Annotated in this window: 20 protein-coding genes; 5 read left to right on the top strand and 15 right to left on the bottom strand. The window is 65.8% G+C overall.

Annotated elements, in window-relative coordinates; translation table 11 throughout:
- Positions 1–33: 33 nt before the first annotated feature.
- On the bottom strand, positions 34–1,338 hold the full coding sequence (locus HBA99_RS08380; protein ID WP_057964968.1) for a glutamate-5-semialdehyde dehydrogenase: 1,305 nt from the start codon (positions 1,336–1,338) through the stop codon (positions 34–36).
- Positions 1,339–1,394: 56 nt separating this feature from the next.
- Here HBA99_RS08380 and HBA99_RS08375 point away from each other — a divergent pair, with 56 nt between their 5' ends.
- Positions 1,395–2,261: a ribokinase gene (locus HBA99_RS08375; RefSeq protein ID WP_075874199.1), complete on the top strand. Its 867-nt coding sequence runs from the start codon at positions 1,395–1,397 to the stop codon at positions 2,259–2,261.
- A 1-nt stretch (position 2,262) separates the two neighbouring features.
- Here HBA99_RS08375 and HBA99_RS08370 read toward each other — a convergent pair whose 3' ends face one another.
- The 8 genes from HBA99_RS08370 to rplU form a co-directional block, all read right to left on the bottom strand.
- Positions 2,263–2,805 (bottom strand): hypothetical protein, encoded by a 543-nt coding sequence (locus HBA99_RS08370; protein WP_057968527.1) that lies wholly within the window; start codon positions 2,803–2,805, stop codon positions 2,263–2,265.
- A gap of 70 nt (positions 2,806–2,875) precedes the next feature.
- Complete coding sequence (locus HBA99_RS08365) at positions 2,876–3,469, bottom strand: hypothetical protein (protein ID WP_030095134.1); 594 nt, start codon at positions 3,467–3,469, stop codon at positions 2,876–2,878.
- A gap of 171 nt (positions 3,470–3,640) precedes the next feature.
- Positions 3,641–4,264: a hypothetical protein gene (locus HBA99_RS08360; protein ID WP_044104327.1), complete on the bottom strand. Its 624-nt coding sequence runs from the start codon at positions 4,262–4,264 to the stop codon at positions 3,641–3,643.
- Positions 4,265–4,292: 28 nt separating this feature from the next.
- Positions 4,293–4,931: a hypothetical protein gene (locus tag HBA99_RS08355; protein WP_070951272.1), complete on the bottom strand. Its 639-nt coding sequence runs from the start codon at positions 4,929–4,931 to the stop codon at positions 4,293–4,295.
- 89 nt (positions 4,932–5,020) lie between these two features.
- Complete coding sequence (proB, locus tag HBA99_RS08350; protein ID WP_057968525.1) at positions 5,021–6,127, bottom strand: glutamate 5-kinase; 1,107 nt, start codon at positions 6,125–6,127, stop codon at positions 5,021–5,023.
- Complete coding sequence (obgE, locus tag HBA99_RS08345) at positions 6,124–7,572, bottom strand: GTPase ObgE (protein ID WP_030095130.1); 1,449 nt, start codon at positions 7,570–7,572, stop codon at positions 6,124–6,126. Before obgE ends, proB begins: the two co-directional genes overlap by 4 nt.
- A gap of 55 nt (positions 7,573–7,627) precedes the next feature.
- The gene (gene rpmA / locus HBA99_RS08340; protein WP_030095129.1) at positions 7,628–7,885 is read right to left on the bottom strand and encodes a 50S ribosomal protein L27; all 258 of its coding nucleotides are present in this window, start codon (positions 7,883–7,885) and stop codon (positions 7,628–7,630) included.
- A 13-nt stretch (positions 7,886–7,898) separates the two neighbouring features.
- Positions 7,899–8,210 (bottom strand): 50S ribosomal protein L21, encoded by a 312-nt coding sequence (gene rplU / locus HBA99_RS08335; protein ID WP_030095128.1) that lies wholly within the window; start codon positions 8,208–8,210, stop codon positions 7,899–7,901.
- A 316-nt stretch (positions 8,211–8,526) separates the two neighbouring features.
- Here rplU and HBA99_RS08330 point away from each other — a divergent pair, with 316 nt between their 5' ends.
- Positions 8,527–8,868: a hypothetical protein gene (locus HBA99_RS08330; protein ID WP_070923922.1), complete on the top strand. Its 342-nt coding sequence runs from the start codon at positions 8,527–8,529 to the stop codon at positions 8,866–8,868.
- 46 nt (positions 8,869–8,914) lie between these two features.
- Positions 8,915–9,247, top strand: a complete 333-nt coding sequence (locus HBA99_RS08325) for a heme-binding protein (RefSeq protein ID WP_057968524.1) — start codon at positions 8,915–8,917, stop codon at positions 9,245–9,247.
- Positions 9,248–9,261: 14 nt separating this feature from the next.
- Here HBA99_RS08325 and HBA99_RS08320 read toward each other — a convergent pair whose 3' ends face one another.
- From HBA99_RS08320 to HBA99_RS08295, 6 genes are all read right to left on the bottom strand, one after another.
- On the bottom strand, positions 9,262–12,102 hold the full coding sequence (locus tag HBA99_RS08320; protein ID WP_081346932.1) for a translation initiation factor IF-2 N-terminal domain-containing protein: 2,841 nt from the start codon (positions 12,100–12,102) through the stop codon (positions 9,262–9,264).
- 410 nt (positions 12,103–12,512) lie between these two features.
- Positions 12,513–12,923, bottom strand: a complete 411-nt coding sequence (gene ndk, locus HBA99_RS08315; protein WP_057964972.1) for a nucleoside-diphosphate kinase — start codon at positions 12,921–12,923, stop codon at positions 12,513–12,515.
- A gap of 10 nt (positions 12,924–12,933) precedes the next feature.
- On the bottom strand, positions 12,934–13,278 hold the full coding sequence (locus HBA99_RS08310) for a DUF4233 domain-containing protein (RefSeq protein ID WP_101312220.1): 345 nt from the start codon (positions 13,276–13,278) through the stop codon (positions 12,934–12,936).
- 74 nt (positions 13,279–13,352) lie between these two features.
- Positions 13,353–14,789: a bifunctional tetrahydrofolate synthase/dihydrofolate synthase gene (gene folC, locus HBA99_RS08305; RefSeq protein WP_070930467.1), complete on the bottom strand. Its 1,437-nt coding sequence runs from the start codon at positions 14,787–14,789 to the stop codon at positions 13,353–13,355.
- On the bottom strand, positions 14,786–17,425 hold the full coding sequence (locus HBA99_RS08300) for a valine--tRNA ligase (RefSeq protein WP_030095121.1): 2,640 nt from the start codon (positions 17,423–17,425) through the stop codon (positions 14,786–14,788). Before HBA99_RS08300 ends, folC begins: the two co-directional genes overlap by 4 nt.
- A gap of 125 nt (positions 17,426–17,550) precedes the next feature.
- Positions 17,551–18,162, bottom strand: a complete 612-nt coding sequence (locus HBA99_RS08295) for a DUF937 domain-containing protein (protein WP_030095120.1) — start codon at positions 18,160–18,162, stop codon at positions 17,551–17,553.
- A gap of 127 nt (positions 18,163–18,289) precedes the next feature.
- On the opposite strand from HBA99_RS08295, the gene HBA99_RS08290 reads away from it, so the two are divergent.
- Entirely contained in the window at positions 18,290–19,444 is a 1,155-nt protein-coding gene (locus HBA99_RS08290; protein ID WP_070923856.1) for an FAD-dependent monooxygenase, read from the top strand.
- 9 nt (positions 19,445–19,453) lie between these two features.
- Positions 19,454–20,140, top strand: coding sequence for a VOC family protein (locus HBA99_RS08285; RefSeq protein ID WP_030095118.1), 687 nt, complete (start codon positions 19,454–19,456; stop codon positions 20,138–20,140).
- The last annotated feature ends 7 nt before the right edge of the window (positions 20,141–20,147 follow it).

Genomic DNA, 20,147 nt, shown 5'->3' with positions numbered 1-20,147 from the left:
CGGTCTGCGTTCGGTCCACTCGTACTCCAGGTGTTAGGCGGGGCGGATCTGACCGTCTCCGAGGACGATCCACTTGGTGGTGGTCAGTTCGGGCAGCCCCATGGGGCCACGGGCATGCAACTTCTGGGTGGAGATGCCGATCTCGGCACCGAACCCGAACTGCTCGCCATCGGTGAACGCGGTGGAGGCGTTGACCATCACGGCCGCGCTATCGACACGGTCGGTGAACTCCTGGGCCGCACCAAGATTCGCGGTGACGATGGCATCTGTGTGGCCGCTGGAATGCCGCTCGATGTGACGGATCGCAGCGTCAAGGTCATCGACGACGGCGGCCGCGATATCCAGGGACAGGTATTCGGTGTCGAAGTCCTCCGCCGTCACCGGAACGACACCCGGTACCGCAAGATCGGCGTGAACCGTGACCCCGGCGGCCTGCAGTGCGCCGACCAGTCGCGGCACCGCGACCTCGGCGATGGTCCGGTCGATCAGAAGCGTCTCCGCGGCGTTGCACACGCTGGGCCGACGGGTCTTGGAGTTCAACAGGATGCGCTCGGCCAGGTCGAGATCGGCATCGGCATGCACGTACACGTGGCAGTTGCCGACCCCGGTTTCGATGGTGGGCACCTGCGCGTCACGGACCACGGCATCGATGAGACCCGCTCCGCCGCGCGGAATCACCACGTCGACAAGGCCGCGGGCCTGGATGAGGTGGGTCACCGTCGCCCGGTCCCGGCTGTCGAGCAGCTGCACGGTATCGGCGGGCAGCCCACTGGCGATCAGCGATTCACGCAGCACCCGCACGAGTTCGGTATTGGAGGTTGCGGCCGAGGAGCTGCCACGCAGCAGCACCGCGTTGCCCGACTTGAGCGTCAAGCCGAATGCGTCGACCGTGACGTTCGGGCGCCCTTCGTAGACCATGCCGACCACCCCGAGCGGCACTCTGACCTGACGCAGCCGCAATCCATTGGGCCGGGTGGAGCCCCGCAGCACCTCGCCGACGGGGTCCGGCAGGCCCGCGACCTGACGCAGTCCCTCGGCAATACCGACGATCCGGCGATCGTCCAGCGCGAGCCGATCAAGCATGGCCTCACCGATACCGGCATCGCGTGCGCGCCGCAGGTCATCGGCATTGGCCGCGATGATCGAGGCGGTGGCGCCCACGATCGCGTCGGCCGCCGCCAGCAGTGCGGAATTCTTCGTATCGGCGGTCAGCCTGGCCAGGTCGCGGGCCGCGACCCGTGCCCGCCGGGCGGCATCATGAACGTCCGCGCGCAGATCCGTGGCGACGCCGGAGACGTCCGCCGTGGGTGCGGCCAACTCGTTGGTTGAAACGCTCATCGTGTCAGGGTATCCGGGTGCCCGAAATGTAGCTGCGCCAGGACTAGCCTAGTCGGGTGACTGAGTTAGCCACGGTATGTGTCCTCGGCAGCGTCAACATGGATTTGACGTTGCGGGTGGAGGAGCTGCCCGCCCCGGGCGCGACGGTGCTGGCGACGTCGGCCTTGCCCGCTCCGGGCGGTAAGGGCGCCAATCAAGCCGTTGCCGCGGCTCGCGCGGGCGCCTCGGTGCAGTTCATCGGCGCAGTGGGCTCTGACGGTGCCGCACCGATGCTGCGATCTCACCTGGCAGACAACAACATTGGCCTCGACGGGCTCGTCGAAGTCGACGGGCCCAGCGGAATGGCCGCCATCACCGTGGAGGACTCCGGCGAGAACAGCATCGTGGTGGCCCCCGGCGCCAACAGCGCGTTCACCTTGGACGAGAAGCTGCACAAGGACATCATCTGTTCGCACGATGTGTTGCTGTGCCAGCTGGAGATCCCGGTGCAGGTCGCGCTGACCGCGGCGCGGTGGGCCGCCGAGGCCGGAAAGCAATTCGTACTCAACGCCTCGCCAGCCCCCGTGCGCTCACCGGACCTGGCCGAGCTGGCCTTTCGCGCGAGCGTGGTCGTCGTCAACGAGACCGAGGCCAAATCCTGGCTGTACCCGTCGCGGCACCTGGTGACCACGCTGGGCGACGAGGGATCGCGCTACCGCAGCCCTCAGGGTGAGATCACGGTTCCGTCGTATCCGGTGCGCCCCCTGGACACTACCGGCGCCGGCGATGTGTTCGCCGGTGTGCTGGCGGCCTGGTGGCCGCACGGAGCCGAGACGGCACTGCGCCGGGCCAATGTCGCCGGTGCACTTGCGACCCTGCGGTCGGGCGCCGGGAACTGCGCGCCGTCGGCCGCCAGGATCGAGCTGTCGCTCAAAGGAGCCTGAGTCAGCGGACCGTCAGCACGGGGTTGCAGTAGCGCCAGGCGTCACGCTCGTAGGTCAGGTACCAGTCGGAGGTGGCGGTCTTGGGCGCGTCGTTGCCCCACACCGACGACGTGGTCACCGTCGCCGTCGCGTTCTTGGCCTCGATGACGTTGATCTTGTCGATGTTGGTGACTGTCAGGTGCGCGTTCTCGCGCACTACCTGCACCGATGCCTGCCGGAAGGCGGCGGCGTCCTTGCGCTTGGCGGCGTCGAGCAATTGGTCGAGAGTCCCTTGCGAGAGCTTGGGGAACTTGGCGTACAGGTCCGACGGCTTGACGAAGTCGTCCCAGGTGGGGATTCGCGACTCGTTGTTCGCCATTTCGCGATCGCGATACTTATCGCAGGTCAGGTCACCGATCTTGTTGGTGTCGACATCGTTGTAGGCCTTTTCCCAGGCCCGCACATGTTCTGTCACCGCGTCGCGGTTGGGTGCCGCATCGGCAATGGGAACGACGAAAGTTGCCAGTGCGGCAGCCGCTGCGGTGACGACGAGCGTGCGCTTCACGGTTCCCTCCCCTGGTTGGCAGTACTTCATGACGTTATCGCCGCAGGACACCGGGTCCGTTACGTGTGGGCTAGGCACCGCCGGTCGGCGGCGCGCAGTCCAGCCACTTTCCGTCTTCCTTGACGTACTTGACGGTCTGCTTCTCCTCGGAAGGTGTCTTGTTCCCGGAGGTGGTGGTGATCGTGATGTCCGCGGTGGCCTGGTCGCCCTTGACTTCGATGTTCTGGACATCGGTGACCTTGACGGTGATGAGCGATTTCAGCAGATTGCGCATCGCCGCTTGATAGGCCTGCTCATCCTGGGCGACGAGGCTGTCGACCACTGCGTTGATGACATCTTGCGGCACCGTCGGGAACTTCTGGGCCAGCAACCCCCGCAACGCATCCCCCGCACCGGGCACCGTGGCGATCTCAGGCGGTGCGATTTCGCTCATGGGCGGGATGGGCGGTCCGCTCTGGGCGGTCGCATCCCGATACTTGGCGCACTTGGTCTCGGCCAGCTTCGCGAAGTCAAAGCTGGCGGTGTAGGTGTTCTGCTGCGCAATCAGCGCCTTGATCTGATTCTCGTCGCGCGCGGTCGCGAGCGCCTCAGCGTTGGGCTGACCGTCTCCGTCCACCGTTTGCGTACACCCCACACCACCGAACAACAGTGCCACCAACAGCACCGCTCCGGTCCATCTCCGGCAAACCATGACAACCCTCGCTCGTATCGCCCACTCGTCTCCGAGCTAATTTCTATCAGTACAGATCAGCTCGTGCACCCTCACCGAGCAAACTTACCAGTGAATACGGTGCGCGGATCGTGCTCATGGGCGCCCCGACCGAGCGGGAGCTTCTTAGCCCTCGGCGCCGGTTAGAGCCTCCAGCAGAGGCTCATCGTTACCGATCGCAGTCTCAGTCTGCGTCGCTTCGGGTGTGCAGTCCTTCCAGAAGCCGTCCTCGTGCACGAACTTCCTCGGCTCGTTCCCGCGTCCAACGGTGTTACGGAACGCGATGGTCGCCTTGGCGGTATCGCCGGTCACCGTCACCTTGCTGACCTTGAAGGTCAGGTGCGCGAAAGTCTCCACCCAGAAGCGGTGCCAGGCCGCCGACAACGCCTGCTGGTCCTGGTTGTCCACCGCGGTCACAAAGTCCTCGACGGCGGTATCCGAGGCGAGCGGGAACACCTCGTGAACCTTCGCGCGCAGCTTCTTGAGGTTGGCCCCCTCCAACCGGCCGACCTCCGGCGGGGTGAAGGACTGCTCCCAATCCGATTCGATCTTGTCCCGGACATCGGCGCAGAAGAACGACGCGTACTGGATCGCATCTACCGCCTGCAATGCCGAAAGCCGTCCGGCGGTGACATCCCGGATCTCGGTCTCATCGGCCGGCGCGGCACTTGCGACCGCGGTCTGTGCGACCAGCCCGATGGCTACGAAAAACGCGGCCAACCATGTGAAGACGCTCCTTGACACGATCATTGTCCTCCGATCTGGAATTTTCTGGTCCCTATCCCGCGGCACGCACATCGTCGATCGCACCGAGAAGCCCTTGGGGCGCTTCGCCCTTCAATGACGGCACCGCCGAGTCGGATTCGACAGGAGGCGCCGTGCAGTCCTTCCAGTCGCCGTCCTCGCGAAGGAACTGCCATTGGACCGTGCCCGAGGCCCTGCCCAATCTGGCTTGAACCGTCACGTCCGCCTGGTCGCCGGTGATCTCCACCTGTCGCACCCGATAGGAGTAGTGGGAGAACTCTTCCCGAAGAATCCCCAGCCACGTCCGGAGATACGCGTCGCGGTCGCCGTCGGCGACGGCGTCGACGAAAGCATTGATCGCGGCATCCGACACCGACGGGAAGTTCTTGCGCAGCACCGACGTCAGACGCTTCGAGTTGGCGCCCTCAAGGTCCTCAAAAGGCGGCGGCGTGATGTTGCGTTGCATCCACGCTTCGTATGCGTCGCGGTGCTCGGCGCAGAAACTCTGCGCGTAGGCGGCAGGATCGAGCGCCCGCAGCGCGGTCAGCTCGGCGGCGACAACCTGCCGGATCTGGCTTTCGTCCGTCGATGTCGCGGCGGCCACTGCCGGCGGGCTCAGCACTCCAAGCACGAGTGCCACCGCACTCACGAATCCGGTGAATCGCCTAGCCATCGATAGCCTCCCCAAGCTGTGAACCAGCTGACAAGTTCTATCAGGCGCGGTTGCAATGCGCCACTCTTTGGAGCAAATGCGCGAAGCGCTCAGGTGACGAGGTCGTCGGCGTGTACTGCCGGGCGCCGCAGGTCCTCGGGCAGCTCACCGCTGGATCGGCCCAGCATGGTCGCCAATTCGGCCGCGTCATAGGCCACCACGCCACGGCCGACCATGGCGCCCTCAGCATCGCGAAGTTCGACGACATCGCCGCCGTGGAAACGCCCGGATACCTCGGTGATCCCGGCGGGCAGCAACGAACGTCGTGAGGCCACCACCGCACGCACGGCGCCCTCGTCCAGGGTCAGCGATCCGGTCGCCTCGGCCGCGTACCGCACCCAGAACTTGCGCGACGACATGCGTTGCGGTCGCGCGGCGAAGACCGTTCCGCAGGAGCCGTCGCCCAACGCGGCCGCCGCCTCGGTCGCCGAAGCCAGCAGCACCGGGACACCGGCGTCGGCGGCCAGTAACGCCGAGGAAAGTTTCGAGGCCATTCCGCCGGTGCCACGGGAACCACCCGGCCCGGCGATCACACCGTCCAGATCTTCCGGATCGGCTACCTCAGAAATGAAGCGGGCGTTCCCCTTTCGAGGATCAGAGTCGTAAAGCCCGTCGATATCGGAGAGCAAGATGAGCGCGTCGGCACCCACGAGATGGGCGACGAGCGCCGACAGCCGATCGTTGTCACCGAAGCGAATCTCGTTGGTGGCCACGGTGTCGTTCTCGTTCACGACAGCGACCGCGTGCAGCGCGCGCAGCTTGTCGAGCGTGCGCTGCGCGTTGGTGTGATGCACGCGCATCGAAATGTCGTGTGCCGTCAACAGCACCTGGCCCACGGTGCGCTGATAGCGCGCGAACGCCGCGCTCCAGGCACTGATGAGCGCAACCTGTCCCGCGCTGGCCGCCGCCTGTTTGGTCGCCAGATCTGTTGGGCGCTTGGTCAGTCCAAGCGGAACCATGCCGGCCGCTATGGCTCCCGAAGAAACGATCACCACATCGGATCCGGCCTTCATCCGGCCCTCGATGGCCTCGACGAGGTATTCCATCCGGTCGGCACTGAATGTTCCGGTCGCATCGGTGAGGGCAGCGGTGCCGACCTTCACCACGACGGTGCGTGCCGCCTGAATTGCCTGGCGCGCGTGCACACCTGTGGTCACTCCGGCTCCACCTGCCCGCGGCGTACCCTCCGGGCCTGTCGGCGCTCGGCCGCGCCCACACGGTCGGTCTTGTCGATACGGGCATCGGTGCCGCGCCCACTCATGGTCACATCGACACCCGCCGGGGTCTGTGGCTCCCAGTCAAAGGTCATATCGCCGATGGTCACCGCGCAGCCGGGCTGTGCCCCCAGCTTGAGCAGCTTGTCTTCCACTCCCAGGCGTGCCAGCCGGTCACCGAGATAGCCGACGGCCTCGTCGTTTTCGAAGTTGGTCTGACGGATCCAACGCTCGGGACGCACTCCGCGGACCACGAACCCACCGGGGTTCTGCGGGTCGGGAGTCACCGAGAAGCCACTCTCGTCGACCGGGATAGGCCGAATGACGGGGCGGGTCTTCACCGGCGCGGGCTGTGCCGCACGGGCCGCCTCGATCATCTCCCACAGCGCGAAGGTCAACGGACGCAATCCATCACGGGTCAGCGTGGACACCTTGAACACCGGCCAACCACGCTTGGAGACCTCTTCGGTGACGAAGTCGGCAAGCTCAGCAGCTTCGGGCACGTCAACCTTGTTGAGCACCACCGCGCGAGGCCGGTCGGCCAGATCACCCAGCACAGAATCAGCTTGCAACGTCGGCTGGTACCGCGCCAATTCATTTTCCAGGGCGTCGATATCGGAGACGGGGTCACGGCCCGGTTCCAGTGTCGCGCAGTCGACGACGTGAACCAGCACCGCGCAGCGCTCGATGTGCCGCAGGAACTCCAGACCCAGTCCGCGCCCGTCGGCAGCGCCGGGAATCAAGCCGGGGACATCGGCCATCACAAAGGAGTGCTCGCCGGTGGTGACCACGCCCAGGTTGGGCACCAATGTCGTGAACGGATAGTCGGCGATCTTTGGCTTGGCCGCCGAAAGGACCGAGACCAGCGAGGACTTACCGGCCGACGGAAATCCGACCAGCCCGACGTCGGCGACGGTTTTCAGTTCGAGGGTGAGATCGGCTTCGGCACCGGCCTCACCGAGCAGGGCAAATCCGGGGGCCTTCCGGGCGCGGGACGCCAATGCGGCGTTTCCCAATCCGCCCCGGCCACCAGCGACCGCGTCGAAACGTGTACCGGCCCCGACCAAGTCCGCGAGGATACGGCCGTCATCGTCGAGCACCACGGTGCCGTCGGGCACCTTGAGAATCAGGTCGTCGCCGTTGGCGCCGCTGCGGTGGCCACCCATGCCCTGCGATCCGTTGGGTGCCTGCACGTGCGGATGAAAGTGGAAGTCCAGCAGGGTATGCACCTGCGGGTCCACTTCCAGAATCACGCTGCCGCCGCGACCGCCGTTACCACCGTCGGGCCCGCCGAGTGGTTTGAACTTCTCACGGTGCACCGAAGCACAGCCGTGACCACCGGTACCTGCCTTGGCATGGATGACAACGCGGTCAACAAAACGAGGCATGAAGCCTCCTTCACACTGTTCTGCGTCCGGTCATACACCGAACACAGAACACCAATTAAGCGTCGACCGGGAGGATGTTGACGACCCGGCGACCGCGGCGAGCGCCGAACTCGACGGTGCCCGCAGAGGTCGCGAACAGGGTGTCATCGCCGCCACGCCCGACATTCACGCCCGGGTGGAAGTGGGTGCCGCGCTGACGGACCAGGATCTCGCCGGCCTTGACGAGCTGGCCACCGAACCGCTTGACGCCAAGCCGCTGTGCGGCGGAGTCACGACCGTTGCGCGAGCTGGACGCGCCCTTCTTGTGTGCCATGTGTCAGACGCTCCTACTTGATTCCGGTGACCTTGAGCACGGTCAGCCGCTGACGGTGACCCTGCCGCTTGTGGTAGCCGGTCTTGTTCTTGAACTTGTGGATGCGGATCTTCGGGCCCTTGGTGTGCTCGACGATCTCGCCGGTCACCGAGACCTTGGCCAGCTTGTCGGCATCGGTGGTGACGGTGGCGCCGTCCACGACCAGGGCGACGGGCAGCTGCACCGAGGAGCCGGGCTCCGACTCGATCTTCTCGACCTTGACCAGGTCACCAACGGCAACCTTGTACTGCTTGCCGCCGGTCTTGACGATTGCGTAGGTCGCCATCGTTGCGTCTACCTCTGCTCTGCTGTTCGGACGCGCGCAACCAGGTCGGCTGACGCATCTGGATCGTGGGGTGGGCCCGCTCGGTTGTTCCACTGGGCCACATGCCGCGGGCCGGAAGCCTCGCGACAACTGCTCAAGGCTACGTGACCAGCGGGCTAAGGGTCAAACCGACACCCTCCGCGCAGCGCTCTCGCAACCCGTTTGCACTCTCACGGGCCGTGATCGGAACTACACTCACCTCACCGAGCCCGGGATGCCGCTGATCAGCCTATAGGTCAGCCGGCGATCAGCTCCTCTGAGTGCGGAGGTAATGACGGTGCGCATGATCCGGCCCTATCTCTCGGCCGCCCTGGTGGCAGCCCTGCCCGCATTGAGCCTGACCGCGGCACCGCCCTCCGTCGCCGACTGCGTGAACGCCAACGGCACCACCTTGTGCGCACAAGGCGATGTGCGCGGTGGTGGCAGCACCACATCGTCGACGCCGTATGTCCCCTACCCCTGCGAAAACGACTGGTACTGCGACAACTGGGGAATGGACGTCATCCTCGGATCCGAATACAGACCCCCCACCGTCAATCCGTCGCCACCCCCCGATTTCGGGCGCCCCGGCCGACCGGGAGGCGGTGGTGGAGGAGGCGGCATCGTCGGTCCACGTTGATCAATATTGTTCTCGCAGTGAAGAATTCGATTGCAGAGGAGTCACGATGACAGCATGGACCGCGGGCAGGGCAGCCGTGGTGGTACTCGGCGGGGTCGCCGCGCTGGCGCTGGGCGGACCCGCCATCGCCGCGGCCGATCCACCGCCCAACTGCACCGCCGCCGACATGGCAGGTGTCGCAACGGGGGTATCGGCGGCCACGTCGACATACCTGTTCACACACCCCGACGTGAACGAGTTCTTCACGAGCCTCAAGGGCCAGCCCAAGGACCAGGTCCGCGACAAGGCACGGCAGTACCTCGACGAAAATCCGCAGGTCAAGGCGGATTTACAGGAGATCCGTCAGCCCCTCGGCGATTTCCGGGAGCGCTGCAAGTAGTCGCAGGCCCGGGCCTAGTGCTCGACCGGAGGCCCAGCCGCACGTGCGGCGGAACGCCTGCGACGGGGCCGGGTGGGCGCCTTGGCAGCGGGCTCGGGTTTGGCTTCGGCCACCGCGGGCTCATCTGAGTCTTCGGAAGAAACCTCGGGCACGTCTTCGGCCTCGGTGTCCTCCGCGACGTCACTGTCGGCGGGCTCGGGCGTCGTTTCCGGATCGCCCGGAGTCGGCGCGCTCTGGACGATCTCGACAATCTCGTCGACCTCGTCGATCACGTCGTTATCCGGCACGTCCTCCGCCGAGGCGCCCTCTTCGTCGTCCTCGTGGTGGCCGTTCGCCGCCGCCATCGCCTTGAACATCGGGTGCTCGCCCTGCGGGTGCGGTGGGGTGCGGGCGACCACTACTTCGGGCTCATCCGCCTTGCCCTTGCGGGAACGCTTGGCACGCCGCCCGGTCTCAGGCTTCTTGGCGCCGGTCGCCGCGGTGCCGGCGTTATCGACCGGGTCGACATGCAGCACGATGCCGCGCCCCGCGCAGTGCGCGCAGGTCGACGAGAACGCCTCGATGAGGCCCGTGCCGAGTTTCTTACGAGTCAGCTGCACCAGGCCCAGCGATGTCACTTCCGACACCTGGTGGCGGGTGCGATCGCGGCCCAGCGCCTCGGTCAGGCGCCGAAGCACCAGATCTCGGTTCGATTCCAGCACCATGTCGATGAAGTCGATGACGACGATCCCGCCGACGTCGCGCAGGCGCAATTGCCGAACGGTTTCCTCGGCCGCTTCCAGGTTGTTGCGGGTGACCGTCTCCTCCAGGTTGCCGCCGGCACCCGTGAACTTTCCGGTGTTGACGTCGACAACCGTCATGGCCTCGGTGCGGTCGATGACGAGCGTGCCGCCGGAGGGCAACCACACCTTGCGGTCAAGCGCCTTGGCCAGCTGCTCGTCGATGCGGTGCACCGCGAAGACATCCGGACCGTCGGCGGGCTCATACCGGTTGATACGCGAAAGAAGATCTGGAGCAACGGTTTTCACGTATTCGTCGATGGTTCCCCACGCCTCATCACCTTCGATGATGAGCTTGGAGAAGTCCTCGTTGAACAGGTCGCGGACCACCTTGACCAGTACATCGGGCTCCTCGTAGAGCGCCATGGCGGCACCGGATGCTTTAGCGGAAAGGTCCGCCGAGCTCTGCTCGATGCCCTGCCACTGTTCTTGCAGCCGCTGCACGTCGGCGCGAATGTCCTCTTCGCGCACGCCTTCTGATGCGGTGCGAATGATGACGCCGGCATCCGAGGGGACAATATCGCGCAGGATCTCCTTGAGACGCTGCCGTTCGGTGTCCGGGAGCTTGCGGCTGATTCCGGTCGAGGACGCACCCGGCACGTACACCAGGTAGCGACCCGCCAGCGAGATCTGGGTGGTCAGTCGGGCGCCCTTGTGCCCCACCGGGTCCTTGCTGACCTGGACCAGGACGTAGTCGCCCGACTTGAGTGCCTGTTCGATCTTGCGGTTCGAACCGCCCAGACCGGCAGCGTCCCAGTTGACCTCACCGGCGTACAGCACGCCGTTGCGACCACGGCCGATGTCGACGAAGGCGGCCTCCATCGAGGGAAGTACGTTCTGCACCACACCGAGGTAGATGTTGCCCACCAGCGAGGCGGACGCCGCCGACGTCACGAAGTGCTCGACGAGCACACCGTCCTCCAGGACGGCGATCTGTGTGTACCGGGCGCCCTCGTGCGGCGACTCGGTACGGGTCTTGTCCCGAACCACCATCACCCGGTCGACGGCCTCACGCCGGGCCAGGAACTCCGCCTCGGTCAGGATCGGTGGACGGCGCCGTCCGGCATCCCGTCCGTCGCGGCGGCGCTGACGCTTGGCCTCCAGGCGGGTCGACCCGGAAATACCCTGAATCTCGTCGCCTCGCTCGGCGCGGGGTTTGCGCTCATGCACCACGGTGTTCGGCGGATCGTCTTCCGATGCGCTGTCACCCTCGTCACCACTTCCGGCCTTGCGCCGGCGCCGGCGACGCCGCCGACGGCTGGCGCCCTCGGGCGTGTCGCCGTCCTCGGCATTCGATTCATCGGCGTCTGCCGCAGCGACATCGCCATCAGCGTTGTCGGCAGCGTCCTCGTCGTCGGCGCTCTCGCCACCCTCGGCTGCGGAGTCCTCCGAGGATTCGTCGGAACCGTCGCCACCGGCCTGCTCACCACGGCCGCGTCCGCGCCCGCGACGTCCGCGCCGCCTGCGCCGGTTGGCCGGGCGGTCACCGTCGCCCTCGGCCTCGGGATCGTCTCCGTCACCGGAGTCCTCATCGACATCCTCGGCGCTCGCCGCTACGGCGGGCGCGGGGCGATCCTCCTGCGGCTCGGGAGCCTGTGGGGCCACGAAGAGCGGCCCGTAGTCGTACGCGGTGGGTCCCGCGGTCGCCGGTGCCGGTACTGCCGCGGCCTCGATGATGGTCGGCTCCGCGACCAGGATCGGCGCGGTCGGTGGGTTGTCGGGGTCCTCGGCCGGGCTTTCGGCGACAACCTTCGCCGGGGCCTCGGTCTGTGCCGGTGCCACGGTCTCCGCGGCAGCGGTCGGTTCCGCCTCGCCGGCAAGCGCCTCACGAACCTTCGCGGCGTCCTGCTTGTCGACGTTCGAATGGGGGCTGCGGGCGCGCCCGTCCAGCTTGGACAGCGCGTCGAGCACGCGGCGGGTGGAGGTCCCGAGCACTCGCGCCAGGGTGTGCACCCTCAGCTTCTCGGGTAATTCTCCCTGCTCAGCAGGGGCTTGCGGGGTGTCCGGCGCTAGCGCGGCGTTGTCCCCTTCTGGAGCGCTGGTGTGTAGGTCTTCTGGTAGCTCATAATCGGCCACTTATTCTCCTCAAGCCCCCGGGCGCGTCCTTCAGACGCGGCCACGCGAGGGCTTTTCTCTCTATGTACCCGGGCTAGGTCCGGGTTTGTGGGGGTCTTGCTCCGAGCGATCCGTAGCTGCGATGCCGCAGTTCCGAACCCACCCAGTGCCTGGCTGGAATGATGGCTTGACGTGCTGCAATGGTAATCGCGCTCGCCGTGTCGTCATTCGGGCTTCCGGCCGGCCCCTATTGGGGTCGAAGTGCCGTGGCCCACACTCAGTATCCCATACGAATCAGACGGTGGGCACCAAGCCTGGAACCCGCGCGATCCGCAGGGTCACAAAACGAAGCGAGTGTGCGATTTACGTCGAGATTTCAGGAGAAACCGGCGCAAACCGCACACTCGCGGATTCAGATCAGATGGATTGGGTCAGAGGGCCGGGAACCAGAGCGCGATCTCACGCGCTGCCGACTCAGGTGAGTCGGATCCGTGCACCAGGTTCTCCTGGGTCTCCAGGGCGAAGTCGCCGCGGATGCTGCCGGTCGCAGCCTTCTCGACGGGATCGGTGCCACCGGCGAGCTGACGGAAGGCGGCGATGGCACGCGGCCCCTCCAGCACGGCTGCCACCACGGGCCCCGAAGTGATGAATTCCAGTAGCGAGCCGAAGAACGGCTTGTCCTTGTGCTCGGCATAGTGCGCGCTTGCCAGCGACTCATCGACGTTCTTGAGCTCGAGGGCAGCCAGCGTCAGGCCCTTGCGCTCAATACGGTTCAGCACCTCACCGACAAGTCCCCGCCGCACACCATCGGGCTTGATCAAAACCAGCGTCCGCTCAGTCACGGGCGACAGCCTACTGGTCGGTAGTAGTCCCCCGCTGACCCGGCAGCTCCCCGCGGCCCTGACGGTCACGAACCTGGTTGCGCATGTACCAGATCAGCAACCAGACACCCAGAAACAACAGCCCGACGAAGCCGATGGCGGCGTGCACGAAGAAACCTGCCACCAGCACCACCTGGAGTGCCAAGTTGGCCTGAAGCGCCCACGGCCGGCCCTGCATGCCCGAGAGCAGGATCATGGCGACGGCGACCCCGATGAGGTAGATCAGCGACAGCGGCGAAAGCCCGCCGCCCACCATCTTGACCACCGGTACCGCCAACAACACCACGATGGTCTCCAGGATGAGCGTGCCCGCCATCACCCCACGAAATCCCCGCCAAGGGTCAACCGGAGCTTGGCCGTCGGTCTCCTGATCCTCGCCCTCGGGGTTGCTCACTGCGGGTCCTTTCCGAACAGTGTCCGTGCCGCACCCGCGGTGACGACCGACCCGGTGACGACGATGCCGGTGCCGGAAAAACCTTCCGCTCCCCCATCTTCGGCAGCCTCCTCCACCATCGCGGTGGCGGTTTCGATGGCGTCGAGCAATGTGGGCGCAACGACAACGCGGTCCTCTCCGAAGAGTTCCAGAGCGATACCGGCCAAGGCATCCGTCTCCAATGCACGCGGAGAACCGTTGTGTGTCACCACGATCTCGTCGAACGCAGGCTCGAGGGCGGCGAGAATCCCGGGCACGTCCTTGTCGGCCATCACACTGATCACACCGACCAGACGCCGGAAATCGAACTCGGACTGCAGGGTGTCCGCCAACGCGGCCGCACCATGGGGATTGTGCGCGGCGTCCAGGAAGACCGCGGGCGCACTGCGCACTCGCTCAAGCCGCCCGGGAACGATTACCGACGCGAATCCTGCTCGTATCGCATCGATATCGAGCTGACGGTCGCTGCCCGCACCGAAGAACGCCTCCACCGCGGCCAGCGCGACGGCCGCGTTATGCGCCTGATGCTCACCGTGCAGCGGCAGAAATATCTCCGGGTAGACCCCGCCGAGCCCCTGCAGTTCGAGCACCTGCCCGCCCACGGCGACCTGGCGCGACAACACCGAGAACTCAGAGCCTTCGCGAGCCACGGCCGCATCCGCTTCCACGGTTTGGCGCAGCAGCACCTCCATCGCCTCGGGGGCCTGCTGGGCGATAACGGCAACCGTATCGGGACCCGCTTCACCGGTCATCGCATCAAGCTTGTGCCGCTTGATGATTCCGGCCTTTTCATTGGCAATGGAGGCAAGGTCCGGGCCCAGGAACTCGACATGGTCGATACCGATCGGAGTGATGACGGCGACCGGGGCGTCGATGATGTTGGTGGCATCCCAACGCCCGCCAAGCCCGACCTCCACCACGGCGATATCGACGGGCGCGTCCGCGAACGCCACAAACGCCATGGCGACCAGCACCTCGAACTTGCTCATCGCGGGCCCGCCCTGCTCCTGCGAGCGCTTGTCCACCAACTCCACGAACGGCTCGATCTCGGAATAGATCTCCACGTACTTCGCCGGTGAGATCGGTTGACCGTCAATGGCGATGCGTTCGACAGCCGACTGCAGATGTGGGCTGGTGGTGCGTCCGGTGCGCCGGTGCAGTGCCGTCAGCAGCGCGTCGATCATCCGCGTCACCGACGTCTTGCCATTGGTCCCGGCGACATGGATACACGGATACGCCCGCTGGGGAGAACCCAGCAGTTCCATCAGCGCGACGATGCGGTCGGTGGACGGCTCGATCTTCGTTTCGGGCCAGCGCTGGTCAAGCAGATACTCGATCTGCAGCAGGGCCGCGATCTCGTCGGGAGTGGGCTCGATGCCCAATGACTCGCTCACGCCAGCCCTGCCAAACGCGCGGTGATCCGCTCGACCTCCTCGGTGGCCACCTGCTGACGAGCCCGAATCTTCTCGACGACGGCGTCAGGCGCCTTCGCCAGGAACGCATCGTTGCCCAGTTTGCTTGTGGTGCCGTCGAGTTCCTTGCGCGCGGCAGCCAGATCCTTCTCCAACCGTCGCCGTTCCGCCTCGACGTCGACGGTGCCGGAGGTGTCGACCTCGACGGTCACGGTGGCGCCGGACAGTCGGACCTCCACCGAGGCCGTCGGGCTGAAACCGTCCTCGGCCGGGGTCAGCCAGGCCAATGACGTCACGGCGGCGAGCTGGCCGTCCAGGCCGGCAGCCGAGACACCGGCGAGGCGGGCCGCGACCTTCTGCCGGTCGCCCAGACCCTGATCGCTGCGGAACCGGCGGACCTCGGTCACCAGCTTCTGCATGTCGGCGATGCGTTGCACGGCAACATCGTCCAGCTCGATACCGGATTCGGTTGGCCACTCAGCGATGACCACCGACTCCCGGCCGGTGACCGTCTTCCACAGCACCTCGGTGACGAACGGAATCACCGGATGCAGCAGCCGCAGCAGGGTGTCCAGCACCGTCGCCAGCACAATGCGGGTGCTGTCGGGCTTCTCAGCCAACTGCACCTTAGCCAATTCCAGGTACCAGTCACAGAACTCGTCCCAGGCGAAGTGATACAGCCCCTCGCAGGCCACGCTGAATTCGTAGCGATCGAGCGCGGTGTCCACCTCGGCCCGCACCTGTTCGAGGCGGCCCAGGATCCACCGGTCGGCGTCGGTGAGCTCGGCGGCGTCGGGCAGCTCGCCCAGCGCGGCACCGTTCATCAACGCAAATCGGGTGGCATTGAACAACTTCGTGGTGAAGTTGCGCGAGGCGCGTGCCGCGTCCTCGCCGATGGACAGGTCACCGCCGGGGCTGGCGCCACGGGCCAGAGTGAAGCGCAAAGCATCCGCGCCGAACATCTCCACCCAGTCCAGCGGGTCGATACCGTTTCCCTTGGACTTGCTCATCTTCTGGCCGAACTGGTCGCGGATCAGACCGTGCAGGAAGACGTTGTCGAAGGGCACCTTGCCCCCGTGTAGCACCGGGTCGCCGGCCACGAAGGTGCCGAACATCATCATCCGAGCCACCCAGAAGAAGATGATGTCGTATCCGGTGACGAGAACGCTTGTGGGATAGAACTTCTCCAGCTCCGGGGTGGCATCGGGCCATCCCATGGTGGAGAACGGCCACAGCGCCGAGGAGAACCAGGTGTCGAGCACATCGGGGTCCTGCACGTAACCTTCGGGCGCGGTCTCGTCGGGTCCCAGACACACGATCTCACCGTCCGGGCCATGCCAGATGGGGATGCGGTGGCCCCACCACAGCTGGCGAGAGATGCACCAGTCGTGCATGTCGTCGACCCAGGCGAACCAGCGCGGCTCCAGGCTGGCCGGGTGAATCACGGTGTCACGGTTGCGGACCGCATCGCCGGCGGCCTTGGCCAGCGACTCGACCTTGACCCACCACTGCAGGGAAAGGCGTGGCTCGATCGGTTCACCCGAGCGTTCCGAGTGGCCGACGCTGTGTAGGTACGGGCGCTTCTCGGCAACGATGCGCCCCTGCTCAGCCAGGGCCTCGCGCACCTTCACCCGCGCCTCGAACCGGTCCATCCCGTCGAATTGCGTTCCGCTGTCGCAGATGCGGCCATGGATGTCCATGATGGTGGGCATCGGCAAGCCGTGTCGCAAGCCGATCTCGAAGTCGTTCGGGTCGTGGGCGGGCGTGACCTTGACCGCGCCGGTGCCGAATTCGGGGTCGACGTGGGTGTCGGCGACGATCGGGATGCTGCGGTCCTGGAACGGATGCGGGAGCTCGGTGCCGACGAGATGCCGGTAGCGCTCGTCATCGGGATGCACAGCGATCGCGGTGTCACCCAGCATCGTTTCCAGACGCGTGGTCGCCACCACCAGGTACGGCTCATTGTCGTCGAGGGAGCCGTATCGGAAGGACACCAGCTCGCCCTCGACCTCGTCGTACTTGACCTCTAAGTCCGATATCGCGGTCTTCAGCTCGGGCGACCAGTTGACCAGCCGCTCGGCCCGGTAGATCAGCCCGGCGTCGAAGAGCTTCTTGAAGATGGTGCGCACCGCGCGGGACAGGCCCTCGTCCATGGTGAATCGATCGCGGCTCCAGTCCACACCGTCACCGAGACGACGCATCTGCCCGCCGATGGTGCCGCCGGACTCACGTTTCCAGTCCCACACCTTGTCGATGAACAGCTCGCGACCGAAGTCTTCTTTGGTCTTGCCGTCGGCGGCCAGCTGCTTTTCCACCACCGATTGGGTGGCGATCCCCGCATGATCCATGCCCGGCAACCACAGCACCTCGTAACCCTGCATACGTTTGCGGCGGGTCAACGCGTCCATGAGGGTGTGGTCGAGCGCGTGGCCCATGTGCAGGCTGCCGGTGACGTTGGGGGGCGGCAGCACAATCGAGTAGCCAGGCTTGTCGCTGGTGGGATCGGCGGTGAAGTATCCGGCGTCCACCCAGCCCTGATAGAGATCCGCCTCTACCGCTCCCGGGTCCCATGAGGTGGGCAGGGAGCTGGCGGCGTTCGTATCAGGGCTTTGGGTCACCCATCAGATTCTAGGGTTGTCTGTCGCGCCCATTTTCACGGGCGTTTTCACACGCCCAGAGATGACGAAACCACCCGGCGAACAACGCACCGGGTGGTTTCGTGTGAAGGTGTGCGGCGGTGCGGCTACTTCTTGCCGCCGAGGAGCCCGCCCAGGATGCTGCCGAGGGCGTCGCTGCCGCCCTTGCTGCCGAGCACGCTGCCCAGGATGCTGCCGAGCGGGTTGTTACCGCCCGCGGCGGCCCCGCCACCGACGGCGCTGCCGAGGATGTTCCCCAGGATGTCACCGATGCCACCGCTGGCCGCGGGGGCCTCGGCGGGCGCGGGCGCGGCGCCGCCGCCGGTGAGCTTCTTGGCCACGAAGGCCAGGACGATCGGGGCGAGAATCGGGAGCAGCTGCTTGATCAGGTCGCTGTTACCCGCACCGGCACCGGCCAGCTTCTGGGCGACATCGTCGGCGTTGTTGTCGCCGAACAGCGAGGCGACCACCGCGCTGCCCGCGTTCTGGTCGACGTCCTCAACGTTGACTCCGCCGTCGAGGAGAGTGCTCGGGGCGCTGCTGACATTGGCCTGCAGATCGGCGGCCTTGTCCGGATCGTCCGCATTGGCCTGCAAACCGCCGACCAGCAGCGGAACCACGGATTTGATCGCCTTGTCGGCCGTCTCGCTGTCGACCCCGAGCTTCGCTGCGATCTGGTCGGTGGGAATCTCGTTGAGCAGCTCGTCGAGTGTGGCCATGGGTCTCCTCCTAGATAACTGGGGTTTGGTAAACCTTAGCCAAGCAGATCAGCCCCGAGTGAACGAATGCCGAACATCACAACCCCAGACCCTTTACCGCTGTGGGGTCCACCCATAACGTCGAGCTATGAGCGACTACATCGTCGTGGTTGGTGCCGGTATCGCCGGCCTTGCCACCGCAGTCGCGTTACAACAGTCCGGACGTGATGCCGTCGTTCTCGAGGACCGCGACGGCTCCTCTGCCGGATACGCGATTACCTTGTGGCCCAACGCACTAGCAGCCTGCGATGCCCTCGGCGTCGGGGATGATGTACGTGATGTGAGCGCGCGCGTGGAGGCCGGCATGGTGCGCTGGCACGACGGACGAATACTGCGAGAGCCCCCGAACGGACAGCTCACCAAAGCCGTGGGCGAGCCGGTGGCGGTCACCGAACGCAATCAACTCCTGGCGATTCTGTCCGCCCGGCTGGCACCCGGGACGGTGCGCTACGGCGCCCGGGTGAGCAACGTTCGGGATGGGCTGCACGGAACTTCTGTCGAGCTTGCCGACGGTCATTCACTGACCGCCGCAGCGGTCGTCGGAGCCGACGGAATCGGATCGTTGGCCGCGCAGTATCTCAACGGGCCGCTGTCCTTCCGATACTCCGGATACACCGCGTGGCGCGGCATCGCCGATATCGCGATTTCGGATGAGCTGGCCGGGATCACCGTAGGCCCGGGGATCGAGTTCGGCCACCTGCCGATGCCCGGCGGCCGCACTTACTGGTTCGCGGGCGAACGATCACACGAAGCACAACGCGCATCTGGCCGCGAAATCGACTATCTGACAGGAAAGTTCGCCGAGTGGGCGAAGCCCATACCTGACCTGCTGAGCCAGAGCGGCGAGTCCTCGGTGCTGCGTGGCGATATCTACGATCGCGGACGACTGCGGCGAATCACCGGCGGCAGGGTGGTGCTGGTGGGCGACGCCGCGCATCCGATGCGACCGCACCTGGGTCAGGGCGGATGCCAGGCGCTCGAGGATGCCGCGGTACTCGGTGCGGCGGTATCCGAACGATCCTCTCTCCCCAGCGCTTTCCGTGAGTACGCGCGCAGACGAAAGTCGCGCACCCGCACGGTGGTTGCCCGTAGCCGCCAGATCGGACACGCGACATACGCACGGCCCGCGGCGTTGAGTGGGTTGTTGATGCGCGCTTCGGGACGGATACCCGCCTCCTTGTTCTGGCGACAGCTGCAGAACATCGCGGGATATGACGCATCTGACATCACGGTTCACCCATAGGATTCCCTTGTGTCCCACCCCGAGCCCGCGCCCAGCGCCAGCCTCAAGGACTTCTGTATCGACGCGATACAGCCCGTTCCCGTCGCCAAGTTCTGGGCGGCGGCCATCGGCGGCGAGGCCGATATCGACGAGGCCGGTGAGGCGCTGATCCGGCGCGGCAAAGACGTGGACATCTGGGTCAATCGCGTCCCGGAGGCCAAGTCCGTCAAGAACCGTGTGCATTTCGATGTCTACGCCCGTGCTGCCGAAGATCTCGTCGCGTTGGGCGCGACGGTGCTGACGCAGGAGCCGGAATGGGTCGTGATGGCCGACGTAGAGGGCAACGAGTTCTGTGCGTTTCTGGACCCCGAACTCGAAAGTGATACGCCTGCAAAACTTTTCGCGGTGTGCACCGATAGTGACAAACCCGTCGAAATCGCTCAGTGGTGGCATGGGCTCGTGGGTGGAACGATTACACCCGGGCCCGACGGCACACTGCGGTGGCTGCGTGGCGCCGCCGGCTGGGGTGAGCTGATCTGGAAATTTGTCCGGGTTGCCGATGAGCGCGTGGTGAAGAACCGCTGGCACTGGGATGTTCGCGCCGATGCCGCTGAATTGGTGCACGACGGCGCCCGCGCGCTGCGCGGTCCCGATACCGATATCCGCTGGACCGTGCTGACCGACCCAGATGGAAACGAGTTCTGCGCCTTCGGTTAGGCCGCCA

Source organism: Mycobacteroides chelonae (assembly GCF_016767715.1).
GTDB lineage: Bacteria > Actinomycetota > Actinomycetes > Mycobacteriales > Mycobacteriaceae > Mycobacterium > Mycobacterium gwanakae.
Note: the sequence above shows the minus strand (reverse complement) of the source record. Positions and strands in the feature narration are given on the sequence as shown.

Bases quoted from the DNA above. Each gene is read 5' to 3' on its own strand.
- HBA99_RS08325 (WP_057968524.1), top strand. From the start codon at position 8,915: ATGACAGCATGGACCGCGGGCAGGGCAGCCGTGGTGGTACTCGGCGGG.
- rplU (WP_030095128.1), bottom strand. From the start codon at position 8,210: ATGGCGACCTACGCAATCGTCAAGACCGGCGGCAAGCAGTACAAGGTT.
- HBA99_RS08360 (WP_044104327.1), bottom strand. From the start codon at position 4,264: ATGATCGTGTCAAGGAGCGTCTTCACATGGTTGGCCGCGTTTTTCGTA.
- HBA99_RS08310 (WP_101312220.1), bottom strand. From the start codon at position 13,278: ATGGCGGGCACGCTCATCCTGGAGACCATCGTGGTGTTGTTGGCGGTA.
- obgE (WP_030095130.1), bottom strand. From the start codon at position 7,572: ATGCCTCGTTTTGTTGACCGCGTTGTCATCCATGCCAAGGCAGGTACC.
- HBA99_RS08295 (WP_030095120.1), bottom strand. From the start codon at position 18,162: ATGGCCACACTCGACGAGCTGCTCAACGAGATTCCCACCGACCAGATC.
- rpmA (WP_030095129.1), bottom strand. From the start codon at position 7,885: ATGGCACACAAGAAGGGCGCGTCCAGCTCGCGCAACGGTCGTGACTCC.
- HBA99_RS08380 (WP_057964968.1), bottom strand. From the start codon at position 1,338: ATGAGCGTTTCAACCAACGAGTTGGCCGCACCCACGGCGGACGTCTCC.
- HBA99_RS08355 (WP_070951272.1), bottom strand. From the start codon at position 4,931: ATGGCTAGGCGATTCACCGGATTCGTGAGTGCGGTGGCACTCGTGCTT.
- HBA99_RS08290 (WP_070923856.1), top strand. From the start codon at position 18,290: ATGAGCGACTACATCGTCGTGGTTGGTGCCGGTATCGCCGGCCTTGCC.